The organism is Hydrogenophaga sp., from assembly GCF_030656115.1.
GTDB lineage: Bacteria > Pseudomonadota > Gammaproteobacteria > Burkholderiales > Burkholderiaceae_C > Hydrogenophaga.
The window spans coordinates 37,120-61,470 of sequence record NZ_JAUSOO010000052.1; the positions used below are offsets into that span (position 1 = coordinate 37,120).

At 64.8% G+C, this 24,351-nt stretch carries 23 protein-coding genes and 3 tRNA genes; 6 read left to right on the forward strand and 20 right to left on the reverse strand.

The genetic code is table 11. From position 1 onward, the window contains the following. The 9 genes from Q7J58_RS07585 to Q7J58_RS07625 all read right to left on the reverse strand — a co-directional run bounded on the left by Q7J58_RS07585 (window position 1) and on the right by Q7J58_RS07625 (window position 8,890). On the reverse strand, window positions 1-798 hold the full coding sequence (locus Q7J58_RS07585; protein WP_304825669.1) for an SDR family oxidoreductase: 798 nt from the start codon (window positions 796-798) through the stop codon (window positions 1-3). 21 nt (window positions 799-819) lie between these two features. Then, complete coding sequence (locus Q7J58_RS07590; protein ID WP_304825672.1) at window positions 820-1,743, reverse strand: DMT family transporter; 924 nt, start codon at window positions 1,741-1,743, stop codon at window positions 820-822. A 56-nt stretch (window positions 1,744-1,799) separates the two neighbouring features. Beyond that, a complete protein-coding gene (locus tag Q7J58_RS07595) occupies window positions 1,800-2,510 on the reverse strand; it encodes a Crp/Fnr family transcriptional regulator (RefSeq protein ID WP_304825674.1) in 711 nt (236 codons plus the stop codon). Between the two features lie 106 nt (window positions 2,511-2,616). After that, window positions 2,617-4,428 carry a type II/IV secretion system protein gene (locus Q7J58_RS07600; protein WP_304825677.1) on the reverse strand — a complete coding sequence of 604 codons (1,812 nt, stop codon included), beginning with the start codon at window positions 4,426-4,428 and terminating at the stop codon, window positions 2,617-2,619. Between the two features lie 7 nt (window positions 4,429-4,435). Continuing rightward, window positions 4,436-5,218, reverse strand: coding sequence for a spermidine synthase (locus tag Q7J58_RS07605; protein ID WP_304825679.1), 783 nt, complete (start codon window positions 5,216-5,218; stop codon window positions 4,436-4,438). Between the two features lie 170 nt (window positions 5,219-5,388). Next, window positions 5,389-5,916: a DNA-deoxyinosine glycosylase gene (locus tag Q7J58_RS07610; protein ID WP_304825681.1), complete on the reverse strand. Its 528-nt coding sequence runs from the start codon at window positions 5,914-5,916 to the stop codon at window positions 5,389-5,391. After that, window positions 5,913-6,764: a TatD family hydrolase gene (locus Q7J58_RS07615; protein ID WP_304825684.1), complete on the reverse strand. Its 852-nt coding sequence runs from the start codon at window positions 6,762-6,764 to the stop codon at window positions 5,913-5,915. The genes Q7J58_RS07610 and Q7J58_RS07615 overlap by 4 nt, the downstream gene beginning before the upstream one ends. A gap of 41 nt (window positions 6,765-6,805) precedes the next feature. Further along, window positions 6,806-7,480 carry a lipoprotein-releasing ABC transporter ATP-binding protein LolD gene (gene lolD / locus Q7J58_RS07620; protein WP_304825687.1) on the reverse strand — a complete coding sequence of 225 codons (675 nt, stop codon included), beginning with the start codon at window positions 7,478-7,480 and terminating at the stop codon, window positions 6,806-6,808. Between the two features lie 153 nt (window positions 7,481-7,633). After that, window positions 7,634-8,890, reverse strand: a complete 1,257-nt coding sequence (locus Q7J58_RS07625; protein ID WP_304825690.1) for a lipoprotein-releasing ABC transporter permease subunit — start codon at window positions 8,888-8,890, stop codon at window positions 7,634-7,636. A 45-nt stretch (window positions 8,891-8,935) separates the two neighbouring features. Here Q7J58_RS07625 and Q7J58_RS07630 point away from each other — a divergent pair, with 45 nt between their 5' ends. Together Q7J58_RS07630 and recJ are read left to right on the forward strand one after the other, a co-directional pair. Next, entirely contained in the window at window positions 8,936-9,931 is a 996-nt protein-coding gene (locus tag Q7J58_RS07630) for a phosphoglycerate mutase (protein ID WP_304825693.1), read from the forward strand. Then, window positions 9,928-11,664, forward strand: a complete 1,737-nt coding sequence (gene recJ, locus Q7J58_RS07635; RefSeq protein ID WP_304825696.1) for a single-stranded-DNA-specific exonuclease RecJ — start codon at window positions 9,928-9,930, stop codon at window positions 11,662-11,664. The genes Q7J58_RS07630 and recJ overlap by 4 nt, the downstream gene beginning before the upstream one ends. A gap of 70 nt (window positions 11,665-11,734) precedes the next feature. Here recJ and Q7J58_RS07640 read toward each other — a convergent pair whose 3' ends face one another. Further along, window positions 11,735-12,487, reverse strand: coding sequence for a LytTR family DNA-binding domain-containing protein (locus Q7J58_RS07640; protein ID WP_304825699.1), 753 nt, complete (start codon window positions 12,485-12,487; stop codon window positions 11,735-11,737). A gap of 24 nt (window positions 12,488-12,511) precedes the next feature. Further along, a complete protein-coding gene (locus tag Q7J58_RS07645) occupies window positions 12,512-13,501 on the reverse strand; it encodes a sensor histidine kinase (RefSeq protein WP_304825702.1) in 990 nt (329 codons plus the stop codon). Window positions 13,502-13,718: 217 nt separating this feature from the next. Between Q7J58_RS07645 and argH the strand changes: the two genes are divergently transcribed. After that, the gene (gene argH, locus Q7J58_RS07650) at window positions 13,719-15,170 is read left to right on the forward strand and encodes an argininosuccinate lyase (RefSeq protein ID WP_304825705.1); all 1,452 of its coding nucleotides are present in this window, start codon (window positions 13,719-13,721) and stop codon (window positions 15,168-15,170) included. Between the two features lie 286 nt (window positions 15,171-15,456). On the opposite strand, the gene Q7J58_RS07655 is transcribed toward argH, so the two are convergent. The 9 genes from Q7J58_RS07655 to folC form a co-directional block, all read right to left on the reverse strand. Then, window positions 15,457-15,533, reverse strand: a tRNA-Asp gene (locus Q7J58_RS07655). Window positions 15,534-15,589: 56 nt separating this feature from the next. Next, window positions 15,590-15,665, reverse strand: a tRNA-Glu gene (locus Q7J58_RS07660). 74 nt (window positions 15,666-15,739) lie between these two features. Then, window positions 15,740-15,815, reverse strand: a tRNA-Ala gene (locus Q7J58_RS07665). 77 nt (window positions 15,816-15,892) lie between these two features. Continuing rightward, window positions 15,893-17,281: a glutamate--tRNA ligase gene (gltX, locus tag Q7J58_RS07670; RefSeq protein ID WP_304825707.1), complete on the reverse strand. Its 1,389-nt coding sequence runs from the start codon at window positions 17,279-17,281 to the stop codon at window positions 15,893-15,895. 42 nt (window positions 17,282-17,323) lie between these two features. After that, window positions 17,324-18,538 (reverse strand): O-succinylhomoserine sulfhydrylase, encoded by a 1,215-nt coding sequence (locus tag Q7J58_RS07675; RefSeq protein ID WP_304825710.1) that lies wholly within the window; start codon window positions 18,536-18,538, stop codon window positions 17,324-17,326. 33 nt (window positions 18,539-18,571) lie between these two features. Beyond that, the gene (gene purF, locus Q7J58_RS07680) at window positions 18,572-20,074 is read right to left on the reverse strand and encodes an amidophosphoribosyltransferase (RefSeq protein WP_304825713.1); all 1,503 of its coding nucleotides are present in this window, start codon (window positions 20,072-20,074) and stop codon (window positions 18,572-18,574) included. Window positions 20,075-20,225: 151 nt separating this feature from the next. Then, window positions 20,226-20,711, reverse strand: a complete 486-nt coding sequence (locus tag Q7J58_RS07685; RefSeq protein ID WP_304825715.1) for a CvpA family protein — start codon at window positions 20,709-20,711, stop codon at window positions 20,226-20,228. 31 nt (window positions 20,712-20,742) lie between these two features. Then, window positions 20,743-21,495: an SPOR domain-containing protein gene (locus Q7J58_RS07690; RefSeq protein WP_304825718.1), complete on the reverse strand. Its 753-nt coding sequence runs from the start codon at window positions 21,493-21,495 to the stop codon at window positions 20,743-20,745. 45 nt (window positions 21,496-21,540) lie between these two features. Then, the gene (folC, locus tag Q7J58_RS07695; RefSeq protein WP_304825724.1) at window positions 21,541-22,902 is read right to left on the reverse strand and encodes a bifunctional tetrahydrofolate synthase/dihydrofolate synthase; all 1,362 of its coding nucleotides are present in this window, start codon (window positions 22,900-22,902) and stop codon (window positions 21,541-21,543) included. A gap of 80 nt (window positions 22,903-22,982) precedes the next feature. Between folC and Q7J58_RS07700 the strand changes: the two genes are divergently transcribed. From Q7J58_RS07700 to Q7J58_RS07710, 3 genes are all read left to right on the forward strand, one after another. Continuing rightward, window positions 22,983-23,327 carry an ArsC family reductase gene (locus tag Q7J58_RS07700; RefSeq protein ID WP_304825727.1) on the forward strand — a complete coding sequence of 115 codons (345 nt, stop codon included), beginning with the start codon at window positions 22,983-22,985 and terminating at the stop codon, window positions 23,325-23,327. Between the two features lie 102 nt (window positions 23,328-23,429). Next, window positions 23,430-23,747: a pyrimidine/purine nucleoside phosphorylase gene (locus tag Q7J58_RS07705; RefSeq protein ID WP_304825730.1), complete on the forward strand. Its 318-nt coding sequence runs from the start codon at window positions 23,430-23,432 to the stop codon at window positions 23,745-23,747. Between the two features lie 18 nt (window positions 23,748-23,765). Beyond that, a partial coding sequence (locus tag Q7J58_RS07710; protein WP_304825733.1) for an argininosuccinate synthase domain-containing protein occupies window positions 23,766-24,351 on the forward strand: 586 nt, incomplete at its 3' end.

Sequence of the window (24,351 nt, forward strand, 5' to 3'; positions counted from 1 at the left end):
TCAAAAACTCCCCGCGTACGCCCCGCCATCGGCCAGCACGTTTTGCCCCGTCATGTAACTGGCGTGCACGCTGCACAAAAACGCACAAATCGCGCCGAACTCTTGCGGGTTGCCGAAACGGCCGGCCGGAATCTGTGCCTGTTGGGCGCGCCGGATGTCGTCCACGCTTTTGCCGGTTTTCTCAGCCGCACCCTGGATGACGGTGGCAATGCGGTCGGTGTCGAACTTGCCGGGCAGCAGGTTGTTGATGGTCACCCCTTGTGCCGCGATGCCGCTGCGCGCCACACCGGCCACGAAGCCCGTCAAACCGCTGCGCGCGCCGTTGCTCAGACCCAAAATGTCGATGGGTGCCTTCACCGCACTGCTGGTGATGTTGACGATGCGGCCAAAGCCGCGTGCCGCCATGCCGTCCACCGTGGCCTTGATGAGTTCGATGGGGGTGAGCATGTTGGCGTCCAGCGCTTGGATCCAGGTGTCGCGGTCCCAGCTGCGAAAGTCGCCGGGGAGCGGGCCACCGGCGTTGGTGACGACGATGTCGAACGCGGTGCCAGGGCCGCCCGGGGCTGCGAATGCAGCGGCGCGCCCTTCGGCGGTGGTGATGTCTGCGGCCACAGCCAGCACCTGCACGCCGGGTGACGCCTTGCGCAGGGCGTCTGCCGAAGCGGTTAGCACGTCGGCGCGGCGGGCCACCATGACCACGTGCACCCCCTCAGCCGCCAGCGCCTGCGCGCAGCCCAGGCCCAGCCCTTTGCTGGCGCCGCACACCAGCGCCCATTTGCCTGCAATGCCCATGTCCATGTGGAAGTCTCCTGTGAAAAGTTATTTGCCTGCGCTGGCCGAACCAAAGCGCGTCACCAAAAACACGCCCGTGACCACCAGCACCGTGCCGGCCACGATCCAGCCGTTGAACGGCTCGTCCAAACTCAGCACGCCCATGGCGATGGTGGACATGGGGCCGATCATGCCGGTCTGCGCGGCCAGGCTGGCGCCAATGCGTTCAATGCCCATCATCACCATGATGACGGGCGCAAAGGTGCACAGCGTGGCGTTGAGCACCGACAACCAGATGACCTCGGGTGCCACCACCGTGGCGGCCTCCAGCGGGCGCAGCAACACGAATTGCAGCAGGCACAGCACACAGGCCACGCTGGTGGCCAGCCCCACCAACCGCATGGAGCCCAGGCGCTTGACCAGCTCACCGCTGTACACAAGGTAGATGGCGTAGCTGATGGCGCTGCCAAACACCAGCGCCGCGCCCAGCACCGCGTTGGGCCCGGCAAAGTCGGCCTCGTGGCCAAACACCAGCAGCACGCCGGCGTAGCTCACCGCCATGGCCAACGCCTGCAGATGGGTGATGCGGCGCTTGTAGACCACCCAACCGAGCACCAGCACCAGCGTGGGGTTGAGGTACAAAATGAGCCGCTCCAGGCTGGCGCTGATGTATTGCAAACCCCAGAAGTCCAGAAAGCTCGCCAGGTAATAGCCGGTGAACCCCAGGCCCAGGATGCCCAGCCAGTCTTGCCGGGTGAGCGCCGCCTTGCCCCGGCTGGCCCACCAGGCCAGCGCGAGAAACAGCGGCAGCGCAAACAGCATGCGGTACATGATGAGCGTGACCGCGTCCACCCCATGGCGGTAGGCCAGCTTGACGATGATGGCCTTGCCCGAAAAAGCGATGGAGCCGGCGCTGGCAAGCAGCAAGCCAGTGGCGAGGTGGGGCACGGGGCGCGAGGGCGTTGAGGGCATGGCGCCGATTATCGGCACAGGCGGTCTGGCCGGCTGTCACCTGGCCCCTCAGCCTCTCAGGCCTTGGGGGCAGACAGGCGCTCGGCGTCCACCACGCGGTACACCCTGCCCTGCTTGTCAAGCGGCTCAATGAGGCCTTCGCGCTCAAAGGCTGAGAGCGTGCGGCTCACGGTTTCGAGCTTCAGGTCGAGCATGGCACCCATGTCTTCGCGCGAAAACAGGTGGCACACATCGGCATCGTTTTCTGTGCGCATTTTCAAAATGAGCCCGGCCACGCGCTGGCGGGCGTTGCCAAAGTTCAGGTCGGCCAGCCAGTCGTCGGCCTCTTTCAGGCTGCGGTGCCATTTTTCCAGCAGGCGCTGGTGCAGGCGCGGGGTTTCACGGTTCAGGCGTTGAATCACTTGCAGCGGCAGGCGGCACACCTTGATGGGCGTGAGGGCGATGGCGTCGGAGTCGTAGGTGGGGCCCATGAGCGCTTCCAGACCCACCACGTCGCCCGAGCGCAGCACCCGCACGATGCGCTGGCGCCCGTCCACCGTGTTGCGCACCAGCTTGATCACGCCCACGCGCAGCGTGTAGAGCGAGGTGGCGGTTTCACCCATGCGCACCAGAGGCTGCCCAACGGCAAATTCCAGATCATCGATGGGCGCATGGATCAAGGCGAAGTCTTCTTCGCGCAGGTCGGCGAACAGCACCATGTCGCGGATGCCACAGTGGCGGCAGTCGGCGGTGCCGCGCCAGGCGGACTCGGTTTTGATGGGGATCATGCAGGCTCGGGTTGCGACAACGGAGAAACAGCGAATATAAGCGTTTGATGAATCTCAAGCCATCCCAGGGCTACCCCGCCCAGCGGTTCGATGCCGCGCCATGCACTCAATTCACCGGCGGTGTGCAGGCCAGCACCTCGTCCAGCGTGGTCAGGCCTTCGGCCACACGGACCGCACCGGCCAGGCGCAACGGGCGCATACCATCGGTGATGGCCTGTTTGTGCAGGCTCTCCAACTGGGGCTCGCGGCTGACTTTTTCCTTGAAAGCCTCGGTCACCACCAGCAACTCGTACAACCCCATGCGACCCCGAAAACCGGTCATGCGGCAGTCCACGCAGCCCACAGGCTGGTACGGCCGGTAGCTTCCGCTCACTTTCCAGGGCTTCACCAAGTCGCTCAGTGTTTGGCGCGAGGCAGTGGCTGTGGCCTCGTCTTCGCGCGTGCGGCACGCCGGACACAGGGTGCGCACCAGGCGCTGCGCCAGCACACCCAGCACGGTGGCGTTGATCAAATACGGCGGTATGCCCAGCTCCATCAGCCGCATGATCGCGGCGGGTGCGTCGTTCGTGTGCAGCGTGGTGAACACCAAGTGGCCTGTCAGCGCAGCCTGCACCGCCATTTCGGCGGTGGGCAGGTCGCGGATTTCGCCCACCATGATGATGTCCGGGTCTTGCCGCATCAGGGCGCGCAGGCCCTGGGCAAAGTCCAGGTCCAGGTGTGGCTGCACCTGAACCTGGTTGAAGGCGGGTTCGATCATCTCAATCGGGTCTTCCACCGTGCTCACGTTCACCTCTTCGGTGGCCAGGCGCTTGAGCGTGGCGTAGAGCGTGGTGGTTTTGCCCGAGCCGGTGGGGCCGGTCACCAGCACGATGCCGTGCGGCCGTTTGGTCAGACCTTCCCAACGCTGCGCGTCGTGTGGCGCAAAGCCCAGTGCGCTCAGGTCTTTCACCGTGACTTCCGGGTCAAAAATGCGCATCACCAGCTTTTCGCCAAAAGCGGTGGGCAGGGTGGACAAGCGCATTTCCACCTCGTCGCCGCGCGCGGCACCGATACCGGGGCGCAGCGTCTTGATGCGGCCGTCTTGCGGCCGGCGCTTTTCCACCACGTCCATGCGGCCCAGCAGCTTGATGCGCGCGATCATCGCGTTCATCACGCCCATGGGCATCTGGTAGACCGGGTGCAATACGCCGTCGATGCGAAAGCGGATCACGCCCTGCTCGCGCCTGGGCTCCAGGTGGATGTCGCTGGCGCGCTGGTCGAAGGCGTACTGCCAGAGCCAGTCCACCACCTGCACCACGCCCTGGTCGTTGGCGTCGAGCTGTTTGTTGGCCTTGCCCAGTTCGACCAGTTGTTCAAAACTGCCAAAGCCGCCCTGGCCAGTGCTTTTGTTGGCCGCACGGACCGACTTGGCCAGCGCAAAAAACTCGGCCGTGTAGCGCGAAATGGCCGTGGGGCTGGCCAGCACCAGACGCACCGTCTTGCGGGTCTGGCGCTCCACCTCGGGCACCCAGTCGCGGATGAACGGCTCGGCGGTGGCCACCACCACCTCGGCAGCGCTGACTTGCACCGGCAGGACCTTGTGGCGCTCGGCATAGGCCGCGCTCATCACGTCGCTCACCTTGCCCACGTCCACTTTCAGCGGATCGATGCGCAGGTAGGTCAGGCCGCAGCGCTGGGCCAGCCACTCGGTCAACTGTTCTGCATCGAGCACACTGCCGTCCACCGCGCGCGCCATGCCCACCACGGCCAAGCGCTGCAGCGGGTGCTGTGCACTGTGGGCCGAGGCGCAGCGGGTGGTGGTGCGCTCGGCTTCCTGCACGGTGATCACGCCGTCGTCGCGCAACCAGTCCACCAGCATGCGCCAGTCCAGCGGGCCCATGTCGTCCACCATCGGGTTGGGGTTGGGCATGGTTTTCATACAGCCCTCAAGCAACGGGTTTGAAAATTTTGAGCCACTTCACCGCCGGCAAGCTCCAGCGCTCTTGCACCGCCTCGGCGCGCGCCAGCAGCTCCATGCGGGTGGGCCGGGTGGCGGTGCGCTGCGCCAACACAATGGTGTTGCCCTCGCGCGTGGGTTTAAAGGCCCACACCGCATCTTCCCCAAAGGCGGCGCAGATGCTCTGCAGCGAGCGCTCGTAGCTGGTGTCGCGGCCAAACAGGTTCACCGTCATCACGCCGTCGTCGCTCAGCACCGAGCGGCAGTCGCCGTAAAAGTCGGGACTGTCCAGCACCGGGGCTGCGGCCTCGTGGTCGTACAGGTCCACCTGCAAGGCGTCGATGCGCCCGGTGTAGGCGGGGTTGCGTATTTCTTCGCCTGCGTCGGCCAGCACCACGCGCAGGCGCGGGCCGTCGTCGGGCAGTTTGAACCAGGTGCGGCACACCGCGAGCACCTGGGGGTTGATCTCAATGGCGGTGGTGTCCATGCGCAGTTTCTTGAAATGAAACTTGGTCAGCGCCGCCGATCCCAGGCCAAGCTGCAGGGCGCGGCGCTTGCTCACCGACTCGGGCGTCACAAACAACAGCCAGGCCACCATGCGCTGCACATAGTCCAGCTCAATGTCAAACGGCGCCTCCAGCAACATGGAGCCCTGAATCCATTCGGTGCCCAGGTGCAAAAAGCGCACCTCGCTGTCTTCAGAAATCGTCACCTCGGGCAGGGTCTGCTGGCCGGTGCGTTTGCGCGCGGCGGCGTTGGCACCGGCCTTCATGCGCGGGCTCCGCAACCACGTGGCTGGGCTGCTTCGGCGGGGTGGATGAAAGGCGCCGGGGAACAGGCGCAAGCGGTGGGGTACTTCATGGTTGTCTGCGATCGGCCAAAACAAGCATTATGAACAGGGCCACGGCGCAGGCTCGTTGGGGGACTTGGGCCGGGAAGGATTCAACCCAGCGCCTGCACAGCGGGTTTTTCTGCAGGAACCAGTCCATACCGCTGCAACACCTCGGCCCAGGCGGCCAGTTTCCGGTCAAAAGACCAGCTCGCGTTGGCCGGGCTGGTGGACGGCAGCCTGACCACCGGCAGACCGAATTTTTCGGTGTGCCGGGCATGGCGAAAACTCTCGCCGCCGTTGTGCGCAATGGCTCTCAATTGCGGGCACTGGCCGCGCAACCAAGCCAAATCGTTCAGCTCGGCGGCCTGGATGTTCGCGTCCAGACTGCCTTCGCGCTCGCAGGCGCCGTACACATCCCACAAGCCCAGGCCGTGTGCGTGCAGCGCGCTGATGCGTTCGGGGTACGGCATTTGCACCAGCGGCAGCGCCCACACAGCACCCAGAATTTTCCAAAACTGATTTTGCGGGTGGCCGTAATACTGCTGCGCCCGCAAAGACGCCACGCCGGGAAAACTGCCCAGCACCAGCAGCCGCGTGTGCGGCCCAAACACCGGCGCCAGACCTTGCAGGCGGCTCATGCCGCGCCTTGCGGCAGCAAACCCGCCAGCCGGGGCAGCGCCTGCACCGCGTTGGCCATGGTGGCTTGCGCCAAGTCGGCCAGCGGCAGGCCGCGCAAACCCGCCACCTCCGCCGCAATGCGCGGCAACTCGGCCGGTGAATTGATGCCCTGCGCACGCCCGTTCAGGCGCTCGGCGGCGGTGGCGTAGAGCCAGTGCGGCGGTATGTCGGGCGCGTCGGTTTCCAGCACCAGGGCCGACAGCGGCAGCGTGCTGGCCAGGCGGCGCAGGCGCTGGGCGGGCTCAAACGTGAGCGCCCCGCCAAAGCCCAGCTTGCACCCCAGGCCCAGAAACGCCTGGGCTTGCTGTTCACTGCCGCTGAAGGCGTGGGCGATGCCACCGCCGGTGGGCAGTTCGCGCAGGTGCTTGAGCACCGCGTCGGCGCTGCGGCGCACATGCAGAATCACCGGCAGGCCGTGCTTTCGGGCCAGCTTGAGTTGCTCGCGGTAAAACCCGGTCTGGCGCTCGCGCATCGCGCTCTCGCACAAGGCGGGCACAAAAAAGTCGAGGCCGATTTCTCCCACCGCCACCAGGCGCGGGTCGTTGCGGTGCTCGGTCAGCGCGGCGTCCAGCGCCTGCAAGTCGCCGTCGTGCGCTTGCGGCACAAACAGCGGGTGGATGCCCAGCGCGTAGGCGTCGCCCAGACGGTGGGCCAGCTGGCGCACGGTGTCCCAGTTGGCCCGCTCCACCGCCGGTATCACGCACAGCCCCACACCCAGGCCCGCCGCGCGATCGCGCAGTTGCAGCGCCAGCGCGTGGTCAGCGCCCAATTCGGGGGCGTCCAGGTGGCAATGGGTGTCGATCCACATGGGCGTGTTGGCGCGGCCTCAGACTGCTGTTCAACCCGCTGTCAGGTCAAGACACCGGCGGTGAGCCGCATCACCCGGCCGCAGCGGGCGGCCAGGGTTTCGTCGTGGGTGACCACAATGAAGGCCGTGCCCTGGTCGCGGGCCAGTTGCATCATGAGTTCAAACACGCCGTCGGCGGTGGCGCGGTCGAGGTTGCCGGTGGGCTCGTCGGCCAGCACGCAGGCCGGCTGGGTGACCAGCGCCCGCGCCATGGCCACGCGCTGGCGCTCGCCGCCTGAAAGCTCGGCCGGCCGGTGCGCCAGGCGCTCCGTCAGTCCCACGCGCTGCAGCATCTGCGCAGCGCGCTCGCCCGCTTGCGGGCGCGGCATGCGGCGAATCCACAGCGGCATGGCCACGTTGTCGCGTGCGCTGAATTCGGGCAACAGGTGGTGAAACTGGTACACAAAGCCCAGGTGCTGGTTGCGCAACTGGCCTTGCTGGGTGGGGCTCAGGCTGGAGAGCGTTTGCCCCATCAGCTGCACCGTGCCGCTGCTGGGTGCGTCCAGCCCACCCAGCAGGTGCAGAAGCGTGCTCTTGCCCGAGCCCGAAGCGCCGACGATGGCAATGGTCTCGCCGGCGCGCACGGTCAGGTCCACACCCTTGAGCACGGTCACGTCCAGCCGGCCTTCGGTGAAGCGTTTGGTGAGGCCGGAGGCCTGAAGAACGATGTCGGTCATACAGATGAAGTAAGTGCCGTGGTGCAGCAGCCAGAAGCAAGTTTTGCCGCCGGGCCGCCCCAAGGCAAAACGCGCCCCCTCGGGGGGCAGCGACCCGCGCAGCGGCGGAGCCCCGGATTCGCGCTGAAGGCGGGAAGACGCTTGGGGGCCACATCACTCATAGCGCAGCGCCTCCGCAGGGTTCACACGGCTCGCGCGCCAACTCGGGTAAATGGTGGCCACAAACGACAGCGCCAGCGAAATCAGCGCAATCGGCAAGATGTCGCTTTGCTGCGGGTCGCTCGGCATGCGGCTGATGAGGTAAATGTCTTGCGGCAAAAAGCTGGCACCCAGCGCGCGCTCCAGCGCGGGCACCAGGGTGTCGATGTTGAACGCCACCCCCAGGCCCAGCAGCAGGCCCAGGCCGGTGCCGATGATGCCCACCATGGCGCCCTGCACCATAAAGATGCCCATGATGCTTTGCGGGCTCGCGCCCAGCGTGCGCAGAATGGCAATGTCGGCGTGCTTGTCGGTCACCGTCTTCACCAGCGTGGAGACCAGGTTGAACGCGGCCACCGCCACGATGAGCGTGAGGATGATGAACATCATGCGTTTTTCCAGCTGCACGGCGGCAAACCAGGTGCGGTTCTGGCGCGTCCAGTCGCGCACCAGCAGGCCGGGGTCGAGGTCGGCTGCGATGGAAATAGCCACCTCGCGCGCGGCGTGCAGGTCTTTGATCTTCACGCGCACGCCGGTGGCGCCTTCCACGCGAAAGATGCGGGCCGCGTCGTCCATGTGCAGCAGCGCCAGCGCCGAGTCGTATTCAAAGTGGCCCGAGTCGAACACGCCCACCACCGTCATCTGGCGAATGCGCGGCACCACGCCCGCCGGCGTCACCTGGCCGCTGGGCGCAATCAGCGTCACCGTGTCGCCCTGGGCCACACCCAGGCTGCGCGCCAGCTCGCCACCCAAAATAACGCCAAACGCACCGGGCACCAGCCGGGGCAGCACGGTGTCGGCCAGGTCGGCCACCAGGTCGGTCACCTGGGGTTCCAGCGCCGGGTCAATGCCCCGCACCAGCGCACCCTTCATGTCTTCGCCGCGCGCAATCAGCGCCTGCGCCCCCACAAAGGGTGCTGCGCCCAGCACCTCGGGGTGGCGCTCAATGGCGGCCAGCGTGCCGGCCAGGTTGGGAATAGCCTCGCCACCGGGCTCGAACACCTCGATGTGCGAAAGCACGCCGAGCATGCGGTCGCGCACCTCCTTCTGAAAGCCGTTCATCACGCTGAGCACGATGATGAGCGCGGCCACGCCCAGCGCAATGCCCAGCATGGACACGCCCGAGATGAAGGAAATAAAGCCGTTGCGCCGCGTGGCGCGGCCCGCGCGGGTGTAGCGCCAGCCAAGAATGAGTTCGTAGGGGGTTTGCATGGGTAAAAACTTTGGCCGATTGTGGCATCCCCGACAATCAAGGCCATGTCTGCCTCCCCCATGGCCCCAGAAGCCACCCCGCACCTGCTGATTCCGTTTGCCAGCGCCAGCGCACCCGAATGCCGGGCCATCGGGCCCCAGCTGGTCACACCGCACCTGAACGCCCTGCTGGCCGAGCTGACCCCTGAAGACACCGACGCCGGCAACGACCACAGCCTGAGCCTGCCACACGAGCGCGCCCTGGCCCGGGCACTGGGCCTGGTGCAGCCCGCCGGAAACCCTTACGGCGACGGTTTGATTCCCTGGGCCGCCGCGCAAAGCGACGACCCCACCACCCCCCAGGCCTGGTTCACGCCCTGCCACTTTCAGGTGGGCATGGAGCAGGTCACCCTGCTGCCGGGCGAGCAACTGGGCCTGGACGATACCCATGCCAGGCCGCTGTTTGACGCGCTGGCGCCGTTTTGCGCCGAAGACGGCATCACCCTGCGCTATGAGAGCGCCACCCGCTGGCACGCCAGCGGCGAGGCGCTGCGCGGCATTGCCTGCGCCAGCCTGGACCGCGTGATGGGCCGCCCGGTGGACGCCTGGCTGGTGGAGAGCCCCGCCAACCCGGCGGGCGCCCAGCTGCTCAAGCGGCTGCAGAGCGAGGCGCAAATGCTGTTCTATACCCACGCGGTGAACGACGCTCGCGAAGCCGCCCGCCAGCACATCATCAACGGCATCTGGATCAGCGGTGCCGGCGCCTTGCCCGCACCCCTGGCGCCACCAACCGCACCCGACATGCCCGACACCCTGCGCCAGGCCGCGCTGCGCGCCGACTGGGCCGCCTGGCAAGCCGCCTGGGCCGCGCTCGACGCCACCGCCATCAAGCCCCTGCTGGACGCCGCCCGCCGGGGCGAAGCCGTCACCCTCAGCCTGTGTGGCGAACGCAGCGCGCAGCGCTGGGTCAACGCGCCGCGCAGTGCCGGCGCGCGTTTAGGCCATTTCTTCAAAAATCTGCGGAGCCCTGCCCCCGCCTGGAAAGTTCTCGAATCGCTATGAAAATCATCACACGCGACGTTCCCCCCCGCGCCGCCTGGGCGCTGGAGCAAAGCGGCCTGCACCCGCTGCTGGCCCGCCTGTTTGCCGCGCGCGGCATCACCAGCAAAGAGCAGCTGGACGACGCCCTCTCGCTGCTGCTGCCGCCCGCGTCCATGAAAGGCGCAGCAGAAGCCGCCCGCGCCCTGGCCGACGCCATGGCCGCCAACCAAGCCATCTGCATCGTGGCCGACTACGACTGCGACGGTGCCACCGCCTGCGCCGTGGGCCTGCGCGGCCTGCGCCTGCTGGGCGCGCCCATGGGCTACAGCCGCGTGAACTACCTGGTGCCCGATCGCGTGACCGACGGCTATGGCCTCACCCCCGCGATTGCCCGGCGCGTCAAAGCGCAAGGCGCCGACGTGCTGGTGACGGTGGACAACGGCATTGCCAGCATCGAAGGCGTACGTGCTGCGCGCGAACTGGGCCTGCAAGTCATCGTGACCGATCACCACCTGCCCGCCCTGAACAACGGCCAGGTGGTGGTGCCCGACGGCTGCGTGATCGTCAACCCCACCCAGCCCGGTTGCGATTTCGAGAGCAAGTCGATCGCCGGTGTGGGCGTCATGTTTTATGTGCTGCTGGCCTTGCGGGCCGAACTGCGCGAGCGCGGGGTCTTTGATGCGAAGTCACAGCCCAAAATCGACACGCTGTTGCCCTTGGTGGCCTTGGGTACGGTGGCTGACGTGGTCAAGCTCGACGCCAACAACCGCCGCCTGGTGGCCCAAGGGCTCAAGCGCGTGCGCGCCGGCGCCATGCCGCCGGGCATGACCGCGCTGTTCAACGTGGCCGCACGCCAAGCGCCCAAAGCCACCAGCTTCGACTTCGGCTTTGCCCTGGGCCCACGCCTGAACGCCGCCGGCCGCCTGGCCGACATGACGCTGGGCATCGAATGCCTGAGCACCGACGACGCATTACGCGCCGACGAACTGGCGCGCACGCTCGACGGCATCAACCGCGAGCGCAAGGCCATTGAGGGCGACATGCGCGATCAGGCCCTGATGCTGGCCGAAGAAATGTTTGACGAGTCCGAAGAGCCGCCGCCAGCGCTGATCGTGTTCGACCCGGACTTCCACGAGGGCGTGGTCGGCATCGTGGCCTCACGCCTGAAAGACAAGCTGCACCGCCCCACGTTTGTGTTTGCCGCCAGCGGTGCCGAGGGCAAGGAAAACGAACTCAAGGGCTCAGGCCGCTCCATCCCCGGCTTTCACCTGCGCGACGCGCTCGACCTGGTGGCCAAGCGCCACCCGGGCGTGTTGCTGCGCTTTGGCGGGCACGCCATGGCCGCCGGCTGCACCATCGACGAAGAACACCTGGAAACCTTTGAAACCGCCTTGCAGCTGGTGGCCCACGAATGGCTGGACGCCGCCACCCTGCAACGCCGGCTGGAAGCCGACGGCGTGCTGGACAAACAGTACCGCCGCACCGACCTGGTGGACACGCTGCACAAAGAGGTGTGGGGCCAGGGCTTTGCGCCGCCGGTGTTTTGCGAAGAGGTGCAAATCGTCAGCCAGCGGCTGGTGGGTGAAAAGCACCTGGCGCTGAAAATCAAGCACCAGGGCGAGCCGGTGGACGGCATCTGGTTTGGCCACACCGAGCCGTTGCCCGAACGGGTGAAACTGGCGTTTCGGCTGGACGCCGACGAGTGGCAGGGTCAGCGGCGGGTGCGGTTTCTAATTGAGGCGGCAGAATATTGATCCCCGCGCCGCCTGCGGTGTCACCCCCCGGGGACGGCACTGACGGTGCGGGGGGAGTCTGCCAGCCGGTTCAGCTCATCAGCGCTTCACGAACAGCAGCCAACTGGCGACGGGAAACCGACAAACGCTCGTCCACACCGTCCAACCGCACCGTCCAGCCCTCACCCTCCACCGGATCGTTGTGCTTCTCCACCGCCCGCACCGCGCGGCGTGCCACCAGCGCGTTGCGGTGCACACGCACAAACAGGTGGGCGTAGCGCTGCTCCAGATCGCTCAGGGCGCCATCAAAAATATGCTCTTTGTCCGCCGTGCGCACGGTGATGTACTTCAACTCCGCCTTGAGATAGACCACATCGGACAGCGCCACGCGTTCGCTGCGCCCGCGTTCCTGAATGATCAGGCTTTCGGTGCCTGCGCTGTTGGACTCGACCTGCGGACCACCATCGGCGGCCAGCCGCAGGCGCTCCACCTTTTGCAGCGCCTGCTGCAGCCGCTCGCGGCGCACCGGTTTGGTCAGGTAGTCGATAGCTTCCAGCTCAAACGCCTGCACCGCGTGCTCGGCGTGGGCGGTTACAAACACCACCGCGGGTGCAGCAGCCATCTGACGCAGCGTGGCAGCCAGCGTCATACCGTCCACGCCGGGCATGTGCACGTCCAGCAGCACCAGGTCGCAGCCCGTTCGCTGAATCTGGTCCATGGCCTGCACGGCGTTGGCAGCCTCGCCCACCACGTCCACACGCGGGTCGGTGCAATCCCCCAGCAGGGTGCGCAACCGAGACCGCGCCAGTGTTTCATCGTCAACGATCAGTACTTTGAGTGTCATGCCATGCGCCCTGCCTTGATGCGCTTATACCGGGATTTCCAGGCGTACCTGAAACACGCCATTGACCAAAGCGCTTTGAAAGCGCCCCTGCACGTCGTGCAGCAGCGTCAGGCGCTGGCGCACATTGTTCAGCGCCAGCCCGTGGCCGCGGCGTCCGCTGCCTGCTGGCACGGTGTTGGTCACCTTGATCACCACCACACTGCCCCGACGCTGGGTGCTGATGCGCACCATGGCGCCGTCCGGGCTGGGCTCCACACCGTGTTTTACCGCGTTTTCGACCAAAGGCTGAAGAATCAGCGGCGGCAGCATCGCTTTAGAGGCCGTTTCATCAATGCTCCACTCCACTTTCAGCCGTTCGCCAAAACGCAGTTGCTCAATGGCCAGGTAATGTTCGGCAAGCTCCAGCTCCTGCCGCAACGGCACCGCCTCTTGGGTATCGGCCAGCGCGTGGCGAAACAACTCGCTCAGGTCTTCCAGCAGATTTTCGGCTTTTGCCGGCTCCTCACGCACCAAGGCAATCGCTGTGTTGAGTGTGTTGAACAAAAAATGCGGGCGTATGCGTGCCTGCAACTCGGCCAACTGGGCCGTGGTGCCCGCTGGCGTGCGCGCTTTGGTGCGCCATACCAGAGCAGCCACCAGGACCGTCGCGACCAGCGCGCCAGCAGCGGCACTGCCCAACCAAGGCGCGGGATCGGCCAAGCCCATCCACACCAGCAAGCCGCAACCATAGAGTGCCGCCAGCGCACCCAGCGCAACGCCCGACGCCCATTGCGCGGGCATGGGCAGATGACCCAGGGGCTTTTTCAAGACACACACCGCCAGCAACCACAGCAGCGTGGCGGGCAACGCCGCGCCGGTGAACAGGGCCATTTGTGTCAACCAACTCAGCAGCGTAGTGGCACCAAAAAGGCCCACCACCGCAGCAATGGCCTGCACAAAAAGCACCGCTCGCAGCACGACCCCCACCTTGCAGGTGTCAAAAACCAGGTCGCGGGCACGCACAAGCTCAGGCATCTGCGCCAGCGGACGTGTGGCATCTGCGTGGGACGACTCTTCGAAGCTCGATAAAATTCGTGAATCTCTCATCGGAACACTATAGGCTGAGGCAAGCCGCAGAGCGGGCCTGGATACCACCGGCATGGCAAATGCCCCCGTTTCAAATCTGGCTACTGCCCAGCCCCTGGCAACCCACCACCCTGTTCAAACCCTTTACTCAGCCGCTGGCAACACCATGTCCACCAACCAACTTGACAAAAAATCTGAAGCCTGGTCCGCCCTATTCTCGGAGCCCATGAGCGAGTTGGTCAAGCGCTACACCGCCAGCGTGTTCTTTGACAAACGCCTCTGGCTGGCCGACATCACCGGCAGCCTGGCACACGCCGAAATGCTGGCCGCTCAGGGCATCATCGGCACCGAAGACCGGGCCGCCATCGAGCGCGGCATGGCGCAGATTCGCAGCGAAATCGAAGCCGGCAGCTTTGAATGGAAGCTGGACCTGGAAGACGTGCACCTGAACATTGAAGCCCGCCTGACCCAGCTGGTGGGCGACGCCGGCAAGCGCCTGCACACCGGGCGCAGCCGCAACGACCAGGTGGCCACCGACGTGCGCCTGTGGCTGCGCAGCGAGATTGATCTGATTGCAGATTTGCTGGCCGAGCTGCAAACCGCGCTGGTGGACGTGGCCGAGAAAAACGTGGACGTGATCATGCCGGGCTTCACCCACCTGCAGGTGGCCCAGCCGGTGAGCTTTGCCCACCACCTGCTGGCCTATGTGGAAATGTTTGCCCGTGACGCCGAGCGCATGGCCGACGTGCGCCGCCGCACCAACCGCCTGCCGCTGGGCAGCGCCGCGCTGGCCGGCACCACCTACCCGCTGGACCGCGAGCGCGTGGCCGCGAGCCTGGGCATGGTGGACGCGCAAGGCCAACCGCAGGTGTGCCAGAACAGCCTGGACGGCGTGAGCGACCGCGACTTTGCGATCGAATTCACCGCCGCCGCCAGCCTGTGCATGGTGCACATCAGCCGCTTCAGCGAAGAACTCATTTTGTGGATGAGCCAGAACTTCAACTTCGTGAAGATCGCCGACCGCTTCACCACCGGTTCGTCCATCATGCCGCAGAAGAAAAACCCCGACGTGCCCGAACTCGCGCGCGGCAAGACTGGCCGCGTGGTCGGCCACCTGATGGGCCTGATCACGCTCATGAAAGGCCAGCCCCTGGCCTACAACAAGGACAATCAGGAAGACAAGGAGCCGCTGTTTGACACCGTGGACACGCTCAAGGACACCCTGCGCATCTTTGCCGAGATGGTGGGCGGCCAACTGAACCCGGCGACCGGCACCAAGGAAGGCGGCATCACGGTCAACGCCGTGGCCATGGAAGAAGCCGCCAAGAAGGGCTACGCCACCGCCACCGACCTCGCCGACTACCTGGTGAAAAAAGGCCTGCCCTTCCGCGACGCCCACGAAACCGTGGCCCACGCCGTGAAGGCCGCCACCAGCCACGCCTGCGACCTGTCCGAGCTGCCACTGGCCGTACTGCAAAGCTTCAACGCCAGCATTGAAAAAGACGTGTACGAGTGTCTGAGCCTGCGCGGTAGCCTGAACGCCCGCAACACCCTGGGCGGCACCGCGCCGGTGCAGGTGCTGGCTCAGATTGCGCGCCACCGCAGCCGTCTAGGCTGACATCAAATACAGTTCGTGGAAAAAAGCTCGAAGACATCGGCGGCCAGTCCGTACCCTCCTCGAGCATGCGCCGATGCTGTGCTGCGATGCAGAGAGCCAGGTACAAGCGCCGTTTAAGCTTGGATTAGCCGGGATTAGTGAACAACTGACGAGACGGAATGGAACACCGATCCCAGTTCAAAGCACGTAGACAGTGCTTCTTTGCAACAGACCTTGACAAGGGGTATTCAGAGCATGAAAAACAAAAAGGGTTAGCAGATACTTACCTGCTAACCCTCGTGTTGACTGGCGGAGTGGACGGGACTCGAACCCGCGACCCCCGGCGTGACAGGCCGGTATTCTAACCAACTGAACTACCACTCCGCAGTGGTGCAGCTTTTGCCTGATGCTTTTCAGCTTCAGGCCAAGTGCCACAAACTTGGCGACCCTACGGGGATTCGAACCCCGGTACTCACCGTGAAAGGGTGATGTCCTAGGCCTCTAGACGATAGGGTCAAAACCTTGGAACTTACTAAGCCTTGCATTGTAGCACCGATATTTATCGGCTTTACTCTGCAGATCTAAATTTTTGGTGGAGGTAAGCGGGATCGAACCGCTGACCTCTTGCATGCCATGCAAGCGCTCTCCCAGCTGAGCTATACCCCCACAGGGTTTGCCAAATTGCACTTTTTAGTTTTCACTACTAAGTGCATCTCAGCAAGCCTCAAATTATAGGACAAATTTCAGGCTTTTTGCAATCTTTCCAAAATTGTTTGCTTTTTTTGCAGCTCAAGCACAGCGTCCAGCGACGGCGTCTGGGCTGTGCCCATCACCAGCACGCGAACCGGCATGGCCAGTTGGGGCATTTTCAAGCCGTGGGCGACCAGCACCTCTTTGATGGCTGCGGCAATCGCAGGACGCTCCCAGGCACACGAGGCCAGCTTCTCCACCAGCGCCAGCAAGGCTGGGCGTACGGTATCGGTCACATGCTGCACCCGCTCTTCGGGGCTGGGGGTGATATCGGCGTAAAAGGCCGCAGCCCAATTGGACAGCGCCACCGTGGTGTCGCAACGGTCTTTGAACAGCGCGCAAATGCGGGGCAGACGCTCGTCCACGGCGATGCCACGCTTCTCGAGTTGCGTGGCCACCAGAGAGGCCAGGGCGGTATCGTCCATGGCCTTCAGGTGCTGGGCATTGACCCAGCGCAGCTTGGCTTCGTCAAACTGCGCTGCGCTGCGACCCAGGTGGTCCAGGTTGAACCATTCAAGGAACCGGGCGCGGCTGAAAATTTCGTCGTCGCCGTGGCTCCAGCCCAGGCGGGCGAGGTAGTTCACCATGGCATCGGGCAGGTAGCCTTCGTCGCGGTACTGCGTGACGGGTTTGGCACCATTGCGCTTGCTCATCTTTTCACCCAACTCATTGAGCACGGTGGGCAGGTGGGCGTACACCGGCGGCTCTTTGCCGAGCGCCTTGAAGATATTGATCTGGCGCGGGGTGTTGTTCACATGGTCGTCACCGCGGATCACATGGGTGATGGCCATGTCGATGTCGTCCACCACCACACAAAAGTTGTAGGTGGGCGTACCGTCTGGGCGAGCAATCACCAGATCGTCCAACTCGTCGTTGCGGATTTCAATCAACCCTTTGACCTTGTCGTCCCACGCCACCACGCCGCCTTGCGGGTTCTTGAAACGCAGCACAGGCTTCACGCCCTCGGGCACCGGCGGCAGCACCTTGCCGGACTCCGGCCGCCAGGTGCCGTCGTAACGGGGTTTTTCTTTGGCGGCCATTTGGCGCTCGCGCAGCGCGTCCAGCGCTTCCATGCTCATGTAGCACGGGTACACATGGCCTGCGGCGACCATATCGGCCAGCACCGCCTTGTAGCGGTCCATGCGCTGCATTTGGTAGAACGGGCCTTCGTCGTGGTCCAGGCCCAGCCACTTCATGCCTTCAATGATCACGTCCACCGCAGCCTGCGACGAACGTTCCAGGTCGGTGTCTTCAATGCGCAGAATGAAGGTGCCACCATTGGCGCGGGCAAAGGCCCAGGGATACAGGGCTGAGCGGATGTTGCCCAGATGAATGAAGCCGGTGGGTGATGGGGCGAAACGGGTGCGAATGGGCGTGGTCATGGGTCGGTTCGGTGGCAGCGGCGGCGGGGCGAGGGCGCTGTGTCAAATGCTGGAAAGGCCGCGGTCCAGGTCGGTCTGTATGTCGGTGATGTGCTCCAGACCCACCGCCACGCGGATCAGGCCCTGGCTCACGCCGGCGAGCTGGCGTTGCGCTTCGGTGAGGCGGCCGTGCGAGGTGCTGGCCGGGTGCGCCACCAGTGTCTTGGTGTCGCCCAGGTTGGTGGACAACGACAGCATCTGCATCGAGTCCAGCACATGGAACGCACGCTGGCGCCCCTGGTCGGCATCGGCGGCCTTCACTTCGAAGGACAACACGGCACCACCGCAACCCGATTGCTGGGCCATGGCCAGCTCGTGCTGCGGGTGGCTGCTCAGGCCGGGGTAGTGCACGCGCGACACGGCTGGGTGCGCCTGCAGCCACTGCGCCAGCGCCAGCGCGCGGGCCGACTGCGCCTGCATGCGGATATCCAGCGTCTCCAGCCCCTTGAGCACGACCCAGGCGTTGAAGGGTGCCAGCGTCATGCCGGCGCTTTTCATGATCGGCAAAAAGCTTTTGCTCACCAAAGCCTGGCTGGCACACAGGGCGCCGGCCATGACGCGGCCCTGACCGTCCAGGTATTTGGTGCCGGAGTGCATGACAATGTCGGCACCCAGCGCCATGGGGCGCTGCAGGGCAGGCGTGGCGAAGCAGTTGTCCACGCACAGCAAAGCCCCGGCGTTGTGGGCCACGTCGGCCAGCGCGCGGATGTCGCACACATCGGTGAGCGGGTTGGTCGGCGTTTCGGCAAACAGCAGGCGGGTGCTGGGCCGCACCGCCGCCTTCCAGGCTTTCACGTCGGTCTGCGACACGAAGCTGGACTCGACACCGAACTTGGCCAGGTCGGTGCCGATGAGCTTGATGGTGGAGCCAAACATGGAGTGCGAGCAGATCACATGGTCGCCCGCTTTCAGCAGGCCCATGCACATCAGCAAAATGGCCGACATGCCGGAGGCGGTGGACATGCAGGCCTCGGCGCCCTCCAGCGCGGCCAGCCGTTGCTCAAAACTGGCCACCGTGGGGTTGCCGTAACGGCCATAGGTGAAGCCCTCTTCGTCGCCGGCAAAACGGCGGGCCGCGGCTTCGGCGCTGGGCTGCACGTAGCCGCTGGTGAGGTACAGCGCTTCGGAGTTTTCGCCGTACTGGCTGCGATCCACCGCCGCGCGCACGGCCAGCGTATCGCGGTGCAGGCCTTCAGGCGCCGGATGTTCTGTGTTCATGGTCAAGCTGTGTTCGGAAAAAGTTGCCGCCGATCAAGCGGTCTGGGCATTGGGCAAAGCCAGGCGCGAGCTGTCTTCTTCGCCCTCTTCGCTCTGGTCGCGGCCTGCGTTCATGCGCGCAATGTCTTCCAGCGTGATGTCGCCGGTGACGTACACACCGTCAAAACACGACGCGTCAAAGCCGGCCAGTTTGGGGTTGAGCGAGGCGATGGCCTGCTTCATGGCATCCACGTCCTGGTAAATCAGGGCGTCGCAGCCGATGCTGATGCGGATCTCGTCGACCGTGCGGTTGTGGGCCACCAGTTCGTCGGAGGTGGGCATGTCGATGCCGTAGACGTTGGGGTAACGCACCGGCGGCGCGGCGCTGGCCAGATAGACCTTGCGGGCACCGGCGTCGCGCGCCATTTGCACGATCTCGCGGCTGGTGGTGCCGCGCACAATGGAGTCGTCCACCAGCAGCACGTTGCGGCCCTTGAATTCGCTGGCGATCACGTTGAGCTTCTGGCGCACCGACTTCTTGCGCACGCCCTGCCCGGGCATGATGAAGGTGCGGCCCACATAGCGGTTTTTCACAAAACCTTCGCGGTACGGCAGGCCCAGCAACTGGGCCAACTCCATCGCGCTGGGGCGCGAGGACTCAGGGATCGGAATCACCACGTCAATTTCACTGGGCGGCACGGTGGAGACCACGCGCTTGGCCAGCGTTTCACCCATGTTCAGACGGGCCTGGTAAACAGAAATGCCGTCCAGCACCGAGTCGGGCCGCGCCAGGTACACGTACTCGAATACGCAGGGGTTGTGGCTGGTTGTCTCGGCGCACTGCTCAAATTGCATGTTGCCGTCCAGGTCCACAAACAGCGCCTCGCCGGGCATCACATCGCGGTCCAGCTCAAAGCCATTGCCCTCCAGGGTGACCGACTCGCTGGCCACCATCACGCCCGCATCGCTGTGGCCCACGCACAGGGGACGGATGCCAAACGGATCGCGAAACGCCACCAATCCGTGCCCAGCGATCAAAGCCACCACCGCATAAGAGCCGCGCACACGCTGGTGCACGCCGCGCACAGCGGCAAACACATCGGCCGGCTTCAGGGTGATGCCGCGCGTAACCTTTTCCAGCTCGTGCGCCAGCACGTTGAGCAGCACCTCGGAGTCGCTGTCGGTGTTGATATGGCGGTGGTCGGTCTGGAACAGCTCCTTTTTCAGCGCCTGGGCGTTGGTCAGGTTGCCGTTGTGCACCAGCACCAAGCCAAACGGCGCGTTCACGTAAAAAGGCTGTGCCTCTTCTTCGCTGTAAGCGTTGCCCGCGGTGGGGTAGCGCACCTGGCCCAGACCACAGTTGCCAGGCAGCGCCCGCATGTTGCGGGTACGGAACACGTCGCGCACCATGCCCTTGGCTTTGTGCATGAAAAACTTGCGCCCTTGCTGGGTGACGATGCCTGCAGCGTCCTGACCACGGTGCTGCAACAGCAGCAGCGCGTCGTATATCAGTTGATTGACCGGCGCCTGGCTGACCACGCCCACGATTCCACACATGTTTGATCCTTGACGAAAAACGAAAAAACTACAGATTCAGGACTTACGCAAAACCGCAGACAGTACACCCGGTACGGCAAGGCTTTGTAGCAACGCCATGGCGGTTTTGCGCAAGTCACAAGATTGACATTTCAGGGCGCCGCAGCGCACTTCAAGGCAAGTAGCGGGCAACCGGCTCGGGCAGCAACGGTTTGACCTCGTGCAGCGTGGCCGACAGCACGCCCGCCCCACGCGACGCCTGCCAACCGCCTTCCTGATGCAACGGCGTCATGCTCACCACCACCGCCACGCCCAGCAAGATCACGGCACCACGCACCAGCCCAAAAGCACCGCCCAACACCCGGTCCACCGGCCTCAGGCCCACAGATTCCACCCATTTTTTGACCGCCCAGGCCACCAAACCACCCACAAAGGCCGTTGCAATAAAGACCACCGCAAAACCGGCTGCAAGCTGCAGTGGCGCAGAAAAACCACCCAAAGGCAGCCAGACGGCTGCGTCGCTGGCATAAGCCTGAGCCAGCACAAACGCCGCCACCCACCCCGCCACAGACAGGACCTCGTACACCAACCCGCGCCACAAACCCAGCAAGGCCGACAAGAACAACACGGCCAGCAAGGCCCAATCGATCCATGGCATAGGCATCAGACCCGATCGACAGCAACGCGCATCACAGCGTCAGGATGGCTGCGGGCAAGCCCAGCGCCTTCACGCGCGCGGCCGCTTTGTCCGCTTCGGCCCTAGAGGAAAAAGGGCCCACACGCACCCGGATGCGCTTGCCCTCCGAGGTTTCTGCCACGTGGGTGTAGGTCTTCAGGCCGGCGCGTTCCAGCGTCAGGCGCACTTCGCGGGCGCGGACTGCGTCGGCAAAGGCGCCCACTTGCACCACGATGCGCTCGGACACGACAGGGGGCTTGCCATCCAGCAGGGCTTGGGCGCGCGCGGCTTCAGAAGCGCTGGTTTTGGGGGTATCGGTTTGAGCGGCGTCGGACTTCTGGGCTGCAGGCTTGGTCAACGGCTCGGGTTTTGTCTGGGGTTTGGGCTCCAGCTTGGCTGGCGAAGCCATTGGACGCACGGTTTGCACCACCTCTTCGCGGGCGCTCAGACTCTCGCTGGTGGTCACGCGTGCGTCGGCAACCGAGGCCGTAGGCCTGGATTCAACGGGCGCCACCGGGCTGCTGGGTGGGATTGTTTTGGCCGCTTTGAGGGGAACAACCGGGGTTTTGGCCGGAATCTCAATGGGAATGTCTATCGAAATCGGACGCGGCTGGGTGTCAAATAGCAAGGGAAAACCCAACACCCCCAACAACACCAACACCGCAGCACCGATCAGGCGGTGGCGTGCGCGACGGCGCACGGCCTCAATGCTTTGGGGCAGGTGTGTCGCCGGGTTGCCCCGGGAGCCTGAGCGGGATTTGAACATTCGCTGTAGAGACCTGAACGCCATCAAAGGCCGGCGCGGACAGTCTCAGGAAACAAGGTGTTTGGCGGACATTCGGGGTACGCCGTCCTGCAAAACGCCGCCCACGGTAAAGAACGAACCGAAGACCACGATTCTATCAGCGGGGTCTGCCGCCAACACCGCAGCGCGCAACGCATCCACGGGGTTGGCGTGGCAGCCCGCCACCCGGCTTTTGCCGCCCGGTGCGGTGCCCGGCAGGCTGTTCAGCAGTTGCGCCAGCGCTTCGGCCTTGATGGCGCGATCCAGCGGCAGGTCGGTCAGGTGCCAATGGTCCACCAGCGGCGCAATACGCTCCAGCATGGCGGCCAGGTCTTTGTCGGCCATGGCGCCCAACACGGCGTGGGTGGCGGGGTAGTAGCCCATGGCATCCAGATTTTCAGTGAGCGCCGCCACCGAATGGGGGTTGTGGGCCACATCCAATACCAGCGTAGGGGTGCCCGGCACAATCTGAAAACGCCCCGGCAGCTCCACCAACGCCAGCCCGTTGCGCACGGCTTGCGCCGTCACAGGCAGCCGGGAACGCAGCGCTTCCACCGCCGCCAACACACCCGAGGCATTGACCAACTGGTTGGCCCCGCGCAACGCCGGGTAAGCCAGACCCGCGTAACGGCGACCGCCGTGCGATGGGTGCATGGCCCAGCCCCATTGCTGTTGGTCACCCGCGAAATGAAAGTCTTTGCCCAGGCGCCACAAGTCAGCACCCACTTCCAGCGCACGGTCCAACACGCTTTGTGGAGGCACCGGGTCGCTCACCACCACGGGGCGGCCGGTGCGCATGATGCCGGCCTTCTCAAAACCAATGGCTTCGCGGGTGTTGCCCAGCAAGGCCATGTGGTCCAGCGCAATGCAGGTGATGACGGCGCAATCGGTGTCGATGATATTCACGGCATCCAGCCGACCACCCAGACCCACTTCCAGAATCACCACATCCAGCCCACTGCGCGACAGGGTGCGCAAAATGGCCAGGGTGGTGAATTCGAAATAGCTCAGGCTGACCTCTTCCTGGTCAGCGCCCTGCCCTTTGCGGGCGATTTCCACCTCGGCAAACGCAGGCAACAGGTCTTGCGTGGGCACCGGCTCGCCGGCAATGCGGCAGCGCTCTTCAAAATGCACCAGGTGCGGCGAGGTGTACACGCCGGTGCGGTAACCCGACTGGGTGTAGACCGCTTCCAGCATGGCGCAGGTGGAGCCCTTGCCGTTGGTGCCCGCCACCGTCACCACCGGGCAACCCATGGCCAGACCCATGCGCTGGGCCACCCGCTGCACACGCTCCAGGCCCATATCGATGGTGGTGGGGTGCAGGCGCTCGCAGTGGGCCAGCCATTCGGGCAGGGTTTGAGGGTGGTGGGGCAGGTCAATGTTGAGCATGGGTCTATTGTCCCATCGCCTGTGGCGGCGTCCGCTGTGTCGCTTTTTCGGGCAACCGCTCATCGGGGACAATCGGCGCCATGATCACGCTCTACGGCATCCCCAACTGCGACACCGTCAAAAAGGCCCGCCTCTGGCTGACGGAACACGGCGTGGAACACCAGTTCCACGATTTCAAAAAACAAGGCGTGCCCGAGGCCGCGCTGGACCAATGGCTGGCGGCCTTGGGCTGGGAGCCCCTGGTGAACCGCAAGGGCACCACCTGGCGCAAGCTGGACGAAGCCACGCGCGCCGCCGTGGTGGATGCCACCAGCGCCCGCGCGCTCATGCTGGCCCAGCCCAGCGTGATCAAACGCCCGGTGGTGCAGTGGTTCAATGGGGTGACCGTGGGGTTTGACGCCGAAGTCTGGCACAGCAGACGCTGAGCGCACCGAACCGCCACGAACCGCAGCAACGCCACCACGCGCCCCGGGGCGCAGGGGTATCGGACCTAAAATCCACGTTTTCGCCTTCCCATTTCATCACCCATGACCACCACCCACATCGACGGCGTGACCGTCACCACCCAGGCCAGCGTGTACTTTGACGGCAAATGTGTCAGCCACGGCATCACCTACCCCGACGGCACGAAGAAATCGGTCGGCGTGGTGCTGCCCGCCACCCTCACCTTCAACACCGGCGCGCCCGAGATCATGGAATGCGTGGCCGGCGGCTGCGAATACAAACTGGCCGGCACCGACGCCTGGCTCAAGTCCGGCCCCGGTGAGCAATTTGCCATCCCCGGCAACAGCAGCTTCGACATTCGGGTGACCGAGCCCTACCACTACATCTGCCACTTCGGCTGATCAGCGAGTCACCACCACATGGCCACCATTCTCCAAAACCTGCCCACCCAACAGAAAGTCGGCATCGCCTTTTCCGGCGGCCTGGACACCTCCGCCGCCCTGTTGTGGATGAAGCAAAAGGGCGCGATCCCCTACGCCTACACCGCCAACCTGGGCCAGCCCGACGAGCCGGACTACGACGAGATCCCGCGCAAGGCCATGCAGTACGGCGCGGAAAATGCGCGCCTGATCGACTGCCGCACCCAGTTGGCGCACGAGGGCATTGCCGCGCTGCAGTGTGGCGCCTTCCACATCAGCACGGCTGGCGTGACCTACTTCAACACCACGCCGCTGGGCCGCGCCGTGACCGGCACCATGCTCGTGGCCGCGATGAAGGAAGACGACGTCCACATCTGGGGCGACGGCAGCACCTACAAGGGCAACGACATCGAGCGCTTCTACCGCTACGGCCTGCTCACCAACCCCAGCCTGAAGATCTACAAGCCCTGGCTCGACCAGCTGTTCATCGACGAGCTGGGTGGCCGCGCCGAGATGAGCGCGTTCATGACCGCCAACGGCTTCGGCTACAAGATGAGCGCCGAAAAGGCCTACTCCACCGACAGCA

What these genes read in the sequence shown, in the direction of transcription:
- Q7J58_RS07585 (WP_304825669.1), bottom strand. Translation starts at nt 798, where the DNA reads ATGGACATGGGCATTGCAGGCAAATGGGCGCTGGTGTGCGGCGCCAGC.
- Q7J58_RS07590 (WP_304825672.1), bottom strand. Translation starts at nt 1,743, where the DNA reads ATGCCCTCAACGCCCTCGCGCCCCGTGCCCCACCTCGCCACTGGCTTG.
- Q7J58_RS07595 (WP_304825674.1), bottom strand. Translation starts at nt 2,510, where the DNA reads ATGATCCCCATCAAAACCGAGTCCGCCTGGCGCGGCACCGCCGACTGC.
- Q7J58_RS07600 (WP_304825677.1), bottom strand. Translation starts at nt 4,428, where the DNA reads ATGAAAACCATGCCCAACCCCAACCCGATGGTGGACGACATGGGCCCG.
- Q7J58_RS07605 (WP_304825679.1), bottom strand. Translation starts at nt 5,218, where the DNA reads ATGAAGGCCGGTGCCAACGCCGCCGCGCGCAAACGCACCGGCCAGCAG.
- Q7J58_RS07610 (WP_304825681.1), bottom strand. Translation starts at nt 5,916, where the DNA reads ATGAGCCGCCTGCAAGGTCTGGCGCCGGTGTTTGGGCCGCACACGCGG.
- Q7J58_RS07615 (WP_304825684.1), bottom strand. Translation starts at nt 6,764, where the DNA reads ATGTGGATCGACACCCATTGCCACCTGGACGCCCCCGAATTGGGCGCT.
- lolD (WP_304825687.1), bottom strand. Translation starts at nt 7,480, where the DNA reads ATGACCGACATCGTTCTTCAGGCCTCCGGCCTCACCAAACGCTTCACC.
- Q7J58_RS07625 (WP_304825690.1), bottom strand. Translation starts at nt 8,890, where the DNA reads ATGCAAACCCCCTACGAACTCATTCTTGGCTGGCGCTACACCCGCGCG.
- Q7J58_RS07630 (WP_304825693.1), top strand. Translation starts at nt 8,936, where the DNA reads ATGTCTGCCTCCCCCATGGCCCCAGAAGCCACCCCGCACCTGCTGATT.
- recJ (WP_304825696.1), top strand. Translation starts at nt 9,928, where the DNA reads ATGAAAATCATCACACGCGACGTTCCCCCCCGCGCCGCCTGGGCGCTG.
- Q7J58_RS07640 (WP_304825699.1), bottom strand. Translation starts at nt 12,487, where the DNA reads ATGACACTCAAAGTACTGATCGTTGACGATGAAACACTGGCGCGGTCT.
- Q7J58_RS07645 (WP_304825702.1), bottom strand. Translation starts at nt 13,501, where the DNA reads ATGCCTGAGCTTGTGCGTGCCCGCGACCTGGTTTTTGACACCTGCAAG.
- argH (WP_304825705.1), top strand. Translation starts at nt 13,719, where the DNA reads ATGTCCACCAACCAACTTGACAAAAAATCTGAAGCCTGGTCCGCCCTA.
- gltX (WP_304825707.1), bottom strand. Translation starts at nt 17,281, where the DNA reads ATGACCACGCCCATTCGCACCCGTTTCGCCCCATCACCCACCGGCTTC.
- Q7J58_RS07675 (WP_304825710.1), bottom strand. Translation starts at nt 18,538, where the DNA reads ATGAACACAGAACATCCGGCGCCTGAAGGCCTGCACCGCGATACGCTG.
- purF (WP_304825713.1), bottom strand. Translation starts at nt 20,074, where the DNA reads ATGTGTGGAATCGTGGGCGTGGTCAGCCAGGCGCCGGTCAATCAACTG.
- Q7J58_RS07685 (WP_304825715.1), bottom strand. Translation starts at nt 20,711, where the DNA reads ATGCCATGGATCGATTGGGCCTTGCTGGCCGTGTTGTTCTTGTCGGCC.
- Q7J58_RS07690 (WP_304825718.1), bottom strand. Translation starts at nt 21,495, where the DNA reads ATGTTCAAATCCCGCTCAGGCTCCCGGGGCAACCCGGCGACACACCTG.
- folC (WP_304825724.1), bottom strand. Translation starts at nt 22,902, where the DNA reads ATGCTCAACATTGACCTGCCCCACCACCCTCAAACCCTGCCCGAATGG.
- Q7J58_RS07700 (WP_304825727.1), top strand. Translation starts at nt 22,983, where the DNA reads ATGATCACGCTCTACGGCATCCCCAACTGCGACACCGTCAAAAAGGCC.
- Q7J58_RS07705 (WP_304825730.1), top strand. Translation starts at nt 23,430, where the DNA reads ATGACCACCACCCACATCGACGGCGTGACCGTCACCACCCAGGCCAGC.